General features: G+C 63.9%; 9 protein-coding genes. 4 read left to right on the forward strand and 5 right to left on the reverse strand.

Annotated features, from left to right (window positions below; translation table 11 throughout):
* Positions 1–3 precede the first annotated feature (3 nt).
* From OZ911_RS02940 to exaC, 3 genes are all read right to left on the reverse strand, one after another.
* A complete protein-coding gene (locus tag OZ911_RS02940; protein ID WP_016484720.1) occupies positions 4–1,398 on the reverse strand; it encodes an ethanolamine ammonia-lyase subunit EutB in 1,395 nt (464 codons plus the stop codon).
* A 45-nt stretch (positions 1,399–1,443) separates the two neighbouring features.
* The gene (eat, locus tag OZ911_RS02945; protein ID WP_023047371.1) at positions 1,444–2,892 is read right to left on the reverse strand and encodes an ethanolamine permease; all 1,449 of its coding nucleotides are present in this window, start codon (positions 2,890–2,892) and stop codon (positions 1,444–1,446) included.
* 226 nt (positions 2,893–3,118) lie between these two features.
* Positions 3,119–4,639: an acetaldehyde dehydrogenase ExaC gene (gene exaC / locus OZ911_RS02950; RefSeq protein ID WP_016484722.1), complete on the reverse strand. Its 1,521-nt coding sequence runs from the start codon at positions 4,637–4,639 to the stop codon at positions 3,119–3,121.
* A 255-nt stretch (positions 4,640–4,894) separates the two neighbouring features.
* On the opposite strand from exaC, the gene OZ911_RS02955 reads away from it, so the two are divergent.
* The 4 genes from OZ911_RS02955 to OZ911_RS02970 all read left to right on the forward strand — a co-directional run bounded on the left by OZ911_RS02955 (position 4,895) and on the right by OZ911_RS02970 (position 9,251).
* Positions 4,895–6,925 carry a sigma-54-dependent Fis family transcriptional regulator gene (locus tag OZ911_RS02955; protein WP_023047370.1) on the forward strand — a complete coding sequence of 677 codons (2,031 nt, stop codon included), beginning with the start codon at positions 4,895–4,897 and terminating at the stop codon, positions 6,923–6,925.
* 66 nt (positions 6,926–6,991) lie between these two features.
* Positions 6,992–8,341 (forward strand): UDP-N-acetylmuramate:L-alanyl-gamma-D-glutamyl-meso-diaminopimelate ligase, encoded by a 1,350-nt coding sequence (gene mpl / locus OZ911_RS02960; RefSeq protein WP_023047369.1) that lies wholly within the window; start codon positions 6,992–6,994, stop codon positions 8,339–8,341.
* Positions 8,338–8,967: a flavin prenyltransferase UbiX gene (gene ubiX, locus OZ911_RS02965; protein ID WP_023047368.1), complete on the forward strand. Its 630-nt coding sequence runs from the start codon at positions 8,338–8,340 to the stop codon at positions 8,965–8,967. Before mpl ends, ubiX begins: the two co-directional genes overlap by 4 nt.
* On the forward strand, positions 8,964–9,251 hold the full coding sequence (locus OZ911_RS02970) for a YceK/YidQ family lipoprotein (RefSeq protein ID WP_016484726.1): 288 nt from the start codon (positions 8,964–8,966) through the stop codon (positions 9,249–9,251). Before ubiX ends, OZ911_RS02970 begins: the two co-directional genes overlap by 4 nt.
* A gap of 82 nt (positions 9,252–9,333) precedes the next feature.
* Here the strand turns inward: OZ911_RS02970 and OZ911_RS02975 are convergent, their stop codons facing one another.
* Positions 9,334–9,981 carry an oxidoreductase gene (locus OZ911_RS02975; RefSeq protein ID WP_016484727.1) on the reverse strand — a complete coding sequence of 216 codons (648 nt, stop codon included), beginning with the start codon at positions 9,979–9,981 and terminating at the stop codon, positions 9,334–9,336.
* A 27-nt stretch (positions 9,982–10,008) separates the two neighbouring features.
* Positions 10,009–11,742 carry a C13 family peptidase gene (locus tag OZ911_RS02980; RefSeq protein WP_016484728.1) on the reverse strand — a complete coding sequence of 578 codons (1,734 nt, stop codon included), beginning with the start codon at positions 11,740–11,742 and terminating at the stop codon, positions 10,009–10,011.
* Between the last annotated feature and the right edge of the window lie 280 nt (positions 11,743–12,022).

Genomic DNA, 12,022 nt, shown 5'->3' on the forward strand with positions numbered 1-12,022 from the left:
TCCCTATGCAAGCTGTGCCAAGGCCTGGCGGAAAGCCAGGGGCAGGTTGTCACCGAAACGCACCCGGCCATCGGCCTGGGTGAAGATGCCGGTGCGGGCCAGCCATGCCTCGAACTCCGGCCCGGGCTTCAGGCCCAAGGTCTGGCGTGCGTACAGCGCGTCGTGGAACGAGGTGGTCTGGTAGTTGAGCATGATGTCGTCGGAGCCAGGGATGCCCATGATGAAGTTGATCCCGGCCACCCCCAGCAGGGTCAGCAGGGTGTCCATGTCGTCCTGGTCGGCTTCGGCGTGGTTGGTGTAGCAGATGTCGCAGCCCATCGGCACACCCAGCAGCTTGCCGCAGAAGTGGTCTTCAAGGCCGGCGCGGATGATCTGCTTGCCGTTGTACAGGTACTCCGGGCCGATGAAACCGACCACGGTGTTGACCAGAAACGGCTTGAAGTGGCGGGCCACGGCATAGGCACGGGTCTCGCAGGTTTGCTGGTCGACGCCATGGTGGGCGTTGGCCGACAGTGCGCTGCCCTGGCCGGTTTCGAAATACATCAGGTTTTGCCCAAGGGTGCCGCGTTTCAGCGACAGGCCCGCTTCGTACCCCTCCTGCAACACGTTCAGGTTGATGCCAAACCCGGCGTTGGCCGCCTCGGTGCCGGCAATGGACTGGAACACCAGGTCCAGCGGCACGCCGCGGTTGATCGCCTCGATCGAGGTGGTGACATGGGTGAGCACGCAGGCCTGGGTGGGGATGTCGTAGCGCTGGATGATGGCGTCTAGCATTTCCAGCAGGGCACAGATCGAGGCAATGCTGTCGGTGGCCGGGTTGATGCCGATCATCGCGTCGCCGTTACCGTACAGCAGCCCGTCGAGAATGCTGGCGGCGATACCGGCCGGCTCGTCGGTCGGGTGGTTGGGCTGCAGCCGGGTAGACAAGCGCCCGCGCAAGCCCATGGTGCCGCGGAACCGGGTGACTACGCGGATCTTCTGCGCCACCAGCACCAAGTCCTGCACGCGCATGATCTTCGACACCGCCGCCGCCATTTCCGGCGTCAGCCCTGGCGCCAGTGCGCGCAGGCTGTCTTCATCGGCCTCTTCGCTCAGCAGCCAGTCGCGCAGGCCGCCCACGGTCAGGTGGCTGACCGGGGCAAAGGCCTGGGCATCGTGGGTGTCGATGATCAGGCGGGTGACTTCATCCGCTTCGTAAGGAATCAGGGCTTCATTGAGAAAGTGGGTCAGCGGGATATTGGCCAGCGCCATCTGCGCAGCAACACGCTCGCCGTCGTTGCTGGCCGCCACGCCTGCCAGGTAGTCCCCCGAGCGTGCGGGGCTGGCCTTGGCCATCACGTCCTTGAGGCTGTCGAAGCGGTAGACCAGGTGGCCTACCGTGTGTACGAAACTTGCCATACAAATCTCCAGAGCCGCGGGCTGCCCCGCGGCGGGTGGCGGCAATCAGTGCAAGGCCTCTTCGGCCTGCTGGATGGCGGCGAATTCCTCTTCCGGCGTGCCAGCGACCAGATGGTGGCGGCTGTAGAAAGCAAAGTAGGCAATCAATACCGCATAGATCACTGCGGCGCCAATCACCACACGCGGGTCAACCAGGAAACCGGCAACCACGGCGAGGCAGGCCAGCACCAGTGCCACGCCTGACGTGAAGATGCCACCTGGGGTGCGGTACGGGCGCTCCATCTTCGGCCGGCGGATGCGCAGGGTGATGTGCGCGGCCATCATCAGCACATAGGACAGCGTAGCGCCGAATACCGCCACCAGGATCAGCAAGTCGCCCTGGCCGGTCAGCGACAGGGCAAAGCCGATGATGCCGGGGATGATCAGGGCCAGTACCGGGGCCTTGCTTTTGTTGGTTTCCGACAGTTTGCGCGGCAGGTAGCCTGCGCGGGACAGGGCGAAGATCTGCCGGGAATAGGCGTAGATGATCGAGAAGAAGCTGGCGATCAGCCCGGCCAGGCCCACCAGGTTGACGAAGCCACCCATCCAGGTGCTGCCGCCGTAAGCCTTGGACAGCGCTTCGACCAGCGGGTTGCCCGATGCTTTCAGCGCTTCGGAGCCTGCACCGCCAGGGCCGACCACCAGGATCAGCAGGGCGAAGGCCAGCAGTACCAGCATGGCGCCGATCAGGCCGCGCGGCAGGTCACGCTTGGGGTTCTTGGTTTCTTCGGCGGCCAGCGGCACGCCTTCGACGGCAAGGAAGAACCAGATGGCGTAAGGGATGGCCGCCCACACGCCGACATAGCCGAACGGCAGGAAGCTGCTGGCACCTACTGCGTCCGTTTTGGCGATGTCGAACAGGTTGGCTGCATCAAAATGGGGCACCATGCTCACCAGGAACACCGCCAGGGCGATGGCGGCGATGGCGGTGATGATGAACATCAGCTTCAACGCCTCACCCACACCAAAGATGTGGATGCCGATGAACACGATGTAGAACGCCAGGTAGATCATCCAGCCGCCAATGCCGAACAGTGACTGGCAATAGGCGCCGATGAACACGGCGATGGCTGCGGGCGCAATGGCGTATTCGATGAGGATTGCCGTGCCGGTCAGGAAGCCGCCCCACGGGCCGAAGGCGCTGCGGGCAAAGCCGTAGCCGCCGCCTGCGGTGGGGATCATCGACGACAGTTCGGCCAGCGAAAAGCACATGCACAGGTACATGGTGGCCATCAGCAAGGTGGCGAGGAACATGCCGCCCCAGCCACCCTGGGCCAGGCCGAAGTTCCAGCCGGCATAGTCGCCGGAGATGACATAGGCCACGCCCAGGCCGACCAGCAGTACCCAGCCGGCGGCGCCTTTTTTCAGTTCACGTTGCTGGAAATAGTCCGACCCAACTTTTTCGAAGTCGACGGAAGAGCCTGCCGGCGAGCCGGCGGAATGATCGCTTGGCATAGATTCACCTGTTCTTTTTCTTGGTGGCCGGAAGGGTTCGGGCCGATGGTGATGTGTACTGCAGGAAGCGAGCCAGAGCGGTTGGTGCACGGTTGCCGCTCTGGGTTTTGTGTAGATCAGGTCCGGCCTCTTCGCGGGCTTGCCCGCTCCCACAGGTATTGCATCGGTTCTGGAAGCAACGGTGAACCTGTGGGAGCGGGCGAGCCTGCGAAGGCCGCGACGCGGTTTAGAAGAAGCCCAGCGGGTTGATGTCGTAGCTCACCAGCAGGTTCTTGGTCTGCTGATAGTGGTCGAGCATCATCTTGTGGGTCTCACGGCCAACGCCGGACTTCTTGTACCCGCCAAACGCCGCATGCGCCGGGTACAGGTGGTAGCAGTTGGTCCACACGCGGCCGGCCTTGATTCCGCGGCCCATGCGGTAGGCACGGTTGATGTCGCGGGTCCACACGCCGGCACCCAGGCCGAACTCCGTGTCGTTGGCAATCGCCAGTGCTTCGGCTTCGTCCTTGAAGGTGGTGACGCTGACCACCGGTCCGAAGATTTCTTCCTGGAACACGCGCATCTTGTTGTTGCCCTTGAGCAGGGTCGGCTGGATGTAATAACCGGTGGCCAGCGAGCCTTCCAGCTTCTCGACCTTGCCACCGGTCAGCAGCTCGGCGCCTTCGTCCTGGGCGATCTGCAGATACGAAAGAATCTTCTCGAACTGCTGCTGCGAGGCCTGGGCGCCGACCATGGTGTCGGTGTCCAGCGGGTCGCCGCGCTTGATCTGCAGCACCTTTTTCATCACCACTTCCATGAACTGCGGGTAGATCGATTCTTGCACCAGGGCACGCGACGGGCAGGTGCAGACCTCGCCCTGGTTGAAGAATGCCAGCACCATGCCTTCGGCAGCCTTTTCGATGAAGCTCGGCTCCGCCTGCATGATGTCTTCGAAGTACACGTTCGGCGACTTGCCGCCCAGCTCGACGGTGGACGGAATGATGTTTTCGGCCGCGCATTTCATGATGTGCGAGCCAACCGGGGTAGAACCGGTGAAGGCGATCTTGGCGATGCGCTTGCTGGTCGCCAGCGCTTCACCCGCTTCGCGGCCATAGCCTTGCACCACGTTGAGCACGCCAGGTGGCAACAGGTCGCCGATCACTTCCAGCAGCACGGTGATGCCCAGTGGGGTCTGCTCGGCAGGCTTGAGCACCACGCAGTTACCGGCGGCCAGCGCAGGCGCCAGCTTCCAGGCCGCCATCAGGATCGGGAAGTTCCACGGGATGATCTGCCCGACGACGCCCAGCGGCTCGTGGATGTGATAGGCCACGGTGCCTTCGTTGATCTCGGCGGCGCCGCCTTCCTGGGCGCGGATGCAGCCTGCGAAGTAGCGGAAGTGGTCGACGGCCAGCGGAATGTCGGCGTTGAGGGTTTCGCGGATGGGCTTGCCGTTGTCCCAGGTTTCGGTAATGGCCAGCAGCTCAAGGTTCTGCTCGATGCGGTCGGCAATCTTCAGCAGCACGTTGGAACGGTCCTGCACCGACGTGCGACCCCAGGCATCGGCAGCGGCGTGGGCGGCGTCGAGCGCCTTGTCGATGTCTTCGGCAGTGGAGCGGGGGAATTCGGCGATCAGTTTGCCATTCACCGGGGACGTGTTCTCGAAATACTGTCCCTTGACCGGAGCTACGAACTCGCCACCGATGTAGTTGCCGTAGCGGCTCTTGAAGGAAACCTTCGCGCCGTCGGTACCGGGATGTGCGTAACGCATGGTGTGTCTCCTGGCTGTTATGTTTGTTGGGGAGTTGAGAAGCGTAGAGCAAAGGTTGGGCCAGCGTTTGGCACGCCAGGCAAATCAATGACTTGGGTCAGTTGCCTGGGCCAGGTTGACGGGCGCTGTACCAGCGCCGGTACGCACTGGGGTGACACTTTGTGCCATTTGCGACACGTTGCCGCAGGGTGCATTGCAAAGCCATCCCGGGTGGAGGATGCTGATCAGACTCTCTATCTGCGGAGAACTACAACAATGCAGAGCAATCCTTTCAGTCGCCATGCCCAGCAAGTCCATACCGTTGCCCACGGTGGGGCCGGGGAGGGGGGCAGTGACCCGTCCATCGCCCGCTCATGGCTGCGCTGCCTCGAGGACTACCACCTTGACCCTGCTGTGATCGAGGCCCCGCTGGTGCTTGAGCACGGGCGCCTGCTGGAAAGCCGCGAGCGCCTGCACCAGGTGCTGCAAATTGCCGACCATGAGATGAACAGCCTTCACCAGCAGCTTTCCGGGGCTGGCCACGCGGTATTGCTGACCGACGCCCGCGGGGTAATCCTCAATTGCGTCAGCGCGCCCGCCGAGCGGCGCAGCTTCGAGCGTGCCGGGCTGTGGCTGGGCGCCGACTGGAGCGAAGCGCGCGAGGGCACCAACGGCATCGGCACCTGCCTGGTCGAGCGCCAGGCCCTGACCATCCACCAGAATGAGCACTTTCGGGGCCGCCATACCGGGCTGACCTGCTCGGCCAGCCCGGTGTTCGACCCCCATGGCGAACTGCTGGCGGTGCTTGATGTGTCGTCGGCCCGGCCTGATGTTTCCCGCCAGAGTCAGTTTCACACCATGGCATTGGTCAACCTCTCGGCGAAGATGATTGAAAGCTGCTATTTCCTGCGCCATTTCGAGCAGCAGTGGTTACTGCGTTTCCACCTGCAGGCCGAATCGGTTGGCCTGTTCAGCGAAGGTTTGCTGGCGTTCGACGGTGACGGGCGCATCTGTGCGGCCAACCAGAGTGCGCTGAACCTCTTGGGGACCGTGCGCGGTGGCGTGCTGGGCAAGCCCATGCAGCGCTTCTTTGCCTGCAGCCACGACGAGTTGTTCAACCGCGCCATGCCCGCTGGCAGTACGGTATGGCCGCTACACACCCGGGACGGCCGCCAGGTGTTCGCCAGCCTGCGCGGCCAGGCACGTACGCCGGTATGGTCAGTGCCCACCGCTTATCGCCAGCCCGTGCGCGAAGTGGAGCCGGCCATCTGCCTGCTCGACCCGGCATTACAAAACGACTTTCGTCGCTGCGTACGGGTGTTTGAGCGTGATGTGCCGTTGTTGCTGCGTGGCGAGACCGGTTGTGGCAAGGAGGCGTTTGCCCAGGCCGTGCACCAGGCCAGTGAGCGGCGCGGCAAGCCGTTTGTCGCCATCAACTGCGCATCGATCCCGGAGAGCCTGATCGAGAGCGAGCTGTTTGGGTACCGAGGTGGCAGCTTTACCGGCGCACGCAAAGAAGGCATGCGCGGCAAGCTGCTGCAGGCTGACGGCGGGACCTTGCTGCTGGACGAGATCGGCGACATGCCGCTGGCCCTGCAAACCCGCCTGCTGCGGGTGCTGGAGGAGCGCCAGGTGGTGCCGATCGGGGGTGAACCGCAAGCGGTTGACGTGCGCATTGTCAGCGCTACCCACCGCGACCTGCTGGAGCGGGTGGCACAGGGCAGTTTCCGCGAGGACCTGTATTACCGCCTGAATGGCCTGGAGGTGGCGTTGCCGGCGGTGCGCGATCGCAGTGACAAGGCGCAGTTGCTGGACTTCCTGCTGCGTCAGGAGGCGCAGGGGCATCGGGTCGAGCTGGAGCCCAGTGCGCGCCAGGCGCTGCTGGACTTCACCTGGCCGGGGAACGTGCGGCAGATGCGCAATGTACTGCGTACATTGGTAGCGCTTTGCGATAGCACCTTCATTGAGCTCTGCGACCTGCCCGCGACCTTCCGCAGCAATGCGGCCTCTGTGGGAGCGGGCTTGCCCCGCGAAGCAGGCAACGCGGTGGATGGCACCGGCCTTGCCGGTGTTCGCGGGGCAAGCCCGCTCCCACACGGGTTCAGCAATAGCCTTGGAGATCATGAGCAAAACAGTCTCTCCCACAAAAGCACGCCAGTGCGCCTTGAGACCGCTGAGTGCGAAGCTCTCCTGTCAGTACTAGAGGCAAAACACTGGCACCTGACCCGCGTCGCCGAGCACTTGGGCATCAGCCGCAATACCTTGTATCGAAAACTGCGCAAACACGGCATCACCCGGGTTGACTAAGCGAAACAGCGAGTGCGAATTGTCGCGCCCTGGGCTACCCTGCCTCGATGTTTTGCGAGGTCAACCATGCATATTCACATTCTCGGTATTTGCGGCACTTTCATGGGCTCGCTGGCGGTGCTGGCCAAGGAACTTGGCCATCGCGTCACCGGCTCCGACGCCAATGTCTATCCCCCGATGAGCACCCAGCTCGAAGCCCAGGGCATCGAGTTGACCCAAGGCTATGACCCCGCCCAGCTGGACCCGGCGCCAGACCTGGTGGTCATCGGCAATGCCATGTCCCGTGGCAACCCGGCGGTGGAGTACGTGCTGAACAAAGGCCTGCCCTATGTTTCCGGCCCGCAATGGCTGGCAGACCACGTGCTGCAGGGCCGCTGGGTACTGGCCGTTGCCGGCACCCACGGCAAGACCACCACCAGCAGCATGCTGGCCTGGGTGCTGGAACATGCCGGCATGAGCCCGGGCTTCCTGATTGGCGGTGTGCCGCAGAACTTCTCGGTGTCGGCGCGCCTGGGCGATACGCCGTTCTTCGTGGTCGAAGCCGACGAGTACGACAGCGCCTTCTTCGACAAACGCTCGAAATTTGTCCACTACCACCCACGTACCGCGATCCTCAACAACCTTGAGTTCGATCATGCGGACATTTTCCCGGACCTGGCCTCGATCGAGCGGCAGTTCCACCACCTGGTGCGCACCATCCCGGGCGAAGGCCTGGTCATTCACCCCACCACCGAGCAAGCGCTGGAGCGGGTGATCGGCATGGGTTGCTGGACCCCGGTGCAGACTACGGGCGAAGGCGGCCAGTGGCAGGCGCGCCTGCTCAGCGCCGACGGCTCGCGTTTCGAGGTACTGTTCGAGGGTGAGGTGCAGGGCGTGGTGGATTGGGCGCTGACTGGCCAGCACAACGTTGCCAACGCCCTGGCTACCTTGGCGGCGGCCCGCCATGTCGGCGTGGTCCCGGCCATGGGCATCGAGGGCCTGAGCGCCTTCAAGAGCGTCAAGCGGCGCATGGAAAAGGTTGCCGAAGTGCAGGGCGTGACCATCTACGATGACTTCGCCCACCACCCGACCGCCATCGCCACCACCCTCGACGGCCTGCGCAAGCGTGTTGGCGAGTCGCCTGTGATTGCCGTGATCGAGCCACGCTCCAACTCGATGAAGCTCGGCGCCCACCGTGACGGATTGCCGGAAAGCGTCAACGACGCCGACCAGGTGATCTGGTACGCCCCGGCCAACCTCGGCTGGGACTTGGCGGCCACCGCTGCGAAGTGCAAGGTACCGAGCGTGGTGGCCGACAGCCTCGACGCGATCATCGAGCGGGTCAAAGGCCAGGCACGCCCCGGCACCCACGTGGTGATCATGAGCAACGGCGGCTTCGGTGGCCTGCACGGCAAGCTGGCCGAGGCCCTGAAGTGAGCGGGCCGGAACGCATCACCCTGGCCATGACGGGCGCCTCGGGCGCCCAGTATGGCCTGCGGCTGCTCGATTGCCTGGTGCGCGAGGACCGCGAGGTGCACTTTCTGATCTCCAAGGCCGCGCAGCTGGTGATGGCCACCGAGACCGACGTGGTGCTACCGGCCAAGCCTCAGGCGATGCAGGCATTTCTTACCGAATATACCGGCGCCGCCGACGGGCAGATCCGTGTGTACGGCAAGGAAGACTGGATGTCGCCGGTGGCCTCAGGCTCCGGCGCCCCGGCGGCGATGGTGGTGGTACCTTGCTCTACGGGTACCCTGTCCTCGATCGCCACAGGTGGCTGCAACAATCTGATCGAACGTGCGGCAGACGTTACCCTCAAAGAGCGTCGCCAGCTGATTCTGGTACCCCGCGAAGCACCGTTTTCCACCATCCACCTGGAAAACATGCTCAAGCTGTCGCAAATGGGGGCGGTAATCCTGCCGGCGGCGCCGGGCTTCTATCACCAGCCGCAAACCATCGATGATCTGGTCGACTTTGTCGTGGCGCGCATCCTCAACCTGCTGGCCATTCCCCAGGACATGTTGCCGCGTTGGGGCGAGCATCATTTCGGGGTGGATGATTGAAGCGTGCGTTGCTAGGTGTGGCGGCGCTGGTGATGCTGGGCGGCTGCGCCACTGCGCGCACCCTGGATGCCGCCAAGCCAGGGGCACCGGTGGTGTATGCCGGTACCCGGCTGGATTTGTACGTCATCAATGGCGGGTGCTGCCCGCGGGACCACTACGGGGCTGATGCACCGGCCTATCCAGGCCTGGACCTGCCCGGCAGCATGCTGCTCGATACGCTGTTGTTGCCGTTGTCATTGCTGACTGCGGCCGGGGTAGGCTTCCAGGCCACCGGCGGCCTCTAGCCAGCGCCGTGCACCCTTGTGGGAGCGGCCTTGCGGCCCTATCGCGACACAAGGCCGCTCCTGCAACGGTCCAGTGCAGCTTTCAGGGGGTTTTGCCCAACTTGCGAAGCTCATCCGACTCCACAATCCGCACCCCGTCCTCTTCCTCCAGCGCCAGCCGCCACAAGGCTCGGGCCAGGGTACAAGCCTCGATCCCTCTGTACTTGCCGGGGATCAACCGGGAAAACGGCGAAGCCAGTTGTTCCGCGAGCCGTGGCTCAATCCGCTCGCCCAATAGCAAAGACGGCCGCACGATGGTCAGCTGCGGCCAGTCCTGGGCTTTGAGCGCTTCTTCCATCTCGCCCTTCACCCGGTTGTAGAAAATAGACGATTTTGGGTCGGCGCCCAGCGCACTGACCACCAGCAAATGCCGTGCGCCCATCTCCCGGGCACGCTTGCTGAACGCCACTACCATGTCCAGGTCCACTGCGCGGAAAGCCGATTCGGAGCCGGCCTGTTTCAGCGTGGTGCCCAGGCAGCAGTAGGCGATATCAACACGCCCGGCCAGCTGTGGAAGAAATACCGCCGGGTCGCCGACCGGGTTTTCCAGGTGCGGATGCCCGGCCAGCGGCCGGCGGGTAGGCGCCAGTACGCGGGTGATGGTGGGCTCGTTGAGCAGGCGGTCAAGCAGGTGCTCACCGGTCAGGCCGGTGGCACCGGCAAGCAGGACATGCTGAGGCGTCAAATACATGATGTCTCTCCCTTGTTACACACAAGTCTAGTGGCTGCCAGGCATTTTTGCCTGTCCTCCCACGTTGGCCTGTGCGGCGTTACGCAATGCTTCTTCGGCCTGTTGCCGGCGCAAGTGCTGCCAGTGTTCAAGTACTGCTGGCGGCGCCCACAGCTGGGGCTCCGAAGCCTCGAAGCCTTCCCTTTGTTCTCTTTCGGCAACGCTGGCGCGTGCCAGTTCAAACGCCTGTTTCAGGTCGTCGGTCTGGTTCAGTGCTTCTGCGAACAGGGCGTCACCAAAGTAGGTGAAATCGGCTTCTTCCGAGCACCCGAAGGACACGCGGTCGGCCCGAGCGGCGGTCATTATCACCGTGCGCTCATCCTTGAGCGGGGCAATGTAGCCGCCTGAATAGCACGCCGAGATGACGATTACCTTGTCGCGGTTTTTCAGTGGCGCCAGGGCGGTGGCCAGCTCGTCGGCAGTAAGGTCGGCCAGTTGCAGGCGCGGCTGGTCGAGCACCAACTGGTGGTCCTGGCTGCCGTGGCTGGTGAGGTAGATGAACACCAGGTCTTCGGGGCCGCTGCGTTCGGCCAGCGTGATGGCGGCACGGGTGAGGGTCTCGCGGGTGGCCATAGGTCGGGTGGCCATGTGGTCGCGGTGATTGACCAAGGTCACTTGGCCACGGGCGCCAAAGCGCACTTTGAGCATGTTGCTGACATAGTCGGCTTCTCGCAGAAACACGCTTTGCTGGCCATCGCCGGCCACTACCAGGCTGTAAAGCTGAATGGGCGGTGCCGAGCGCGGTACGCGCGCAAGCGCCTCTTCCAGCAGCCGGCCCTGGTTGAGCAGGGCCAGGTCGAGAGGGTCGGGCAGCAGCTTGCCTTTCTGGTCGCGTACGCGAACGCCGTTGGCCCAGGTGCCACTTTCGACCTGGCCACTGGCAAGGGTCAGCCGCCCATGGCCATGGTAGGCATCGTTCAGGAAGCCGCCGACATACGTGCTGCCGTCGGCCAGCTGCAGGCTGCCCTGGCCCGACAGGCGCCAGTCGATGAACTCGCCCTTGTAGTGGCTGCCGTCGCTGCCCAGCAGTTCGCCTTCGCCCACCAGCGAGCCATCCTTGAACTCGCCGATCCACACATCGCCATCGGCGCTTTCATAGCGGCCACGGCCTTCCAGGCGGTTGTCCTTGAACTCACCGATGTACTGCTCGCCGTCGACGCTGTCGTAAGTACCGCTGCCTTGCAGCTGGCCGTTGACGAAGCGCCCGCTGAACTGGTTGCCGCTGGCATCGCTGCGTACGCCGGCGCCGTTGGGCTTGCCCTTGGCGAACAGGCCTTGATAGCGGCTGCCGTCGGCCAGCTCCAGCTCGCCCGCGCCTTCGTACAGGTCGTCCTTGAACTGGCCGCGGTAGGTCTGGTCGGCTTGCTTGAGCGTGCCTTCGCCGTCGCGGCGGCCGTGCTTGAAGGTGCCACTGTAGTGGCTGCCCGGGGTGGTCAGGTCGCCCAGCCCCTCGAACAGCCCCTCGGCAAACTGGCCACGGTAAACCTCGCCGTTCTGGCCATGCCACTCGCCCTGGCCATGCCACTGCCCGTCCTTGAAGCCGCCGGCGTACCAACTGCCGTTGGGGTAGTCGATACGGCCCTCGCCCTGCAACAGGCCGTCGACCACTTGCCCCCGGTAACGCCCCCCGTCAGGCAGGCGTGCGTCCGGCGCAAGCAGCGATTCGCCATCGCCACAGGCGGCGAGCAGCAGGACCAAGGTAATGGGGAGCAGTGGACGCATGGCGAGGACCGGGCAATAGGTTTGCCGAGTATGACGCAGAATAAGGGGCCGAGACAGATAGGGCACAAGTAGATGAGGCAACGGACCGGCGCGGCGAGATGGCTGTGGGGTGAATGTCGGGGGATCGAGGGTGGGCAGACAAGTGCATGCCTTGAGTTGTTCATCGCCTGTGAGATCGAGCGCCGCCCGCGCGGCGCTTCGCGGGGCAAGCCCGCTCCCACATCTGTTTCGGGCCAGTACTACCTGACCCTTTTCCGCGCGGCCCCTTGTTTGTTCCATT

The sequence above is a fragment of the Pseudomonas fortuita genome (assembly GCF_026898135.2).
Classification (GTDB): domain Bacteria; phylum Pseudomonadota; class Gammaproteobacteria; order Pseudomonadales; family Pseudomonadaceae; genus Aquipseudomonas; species Aquipseudomonas fortuita.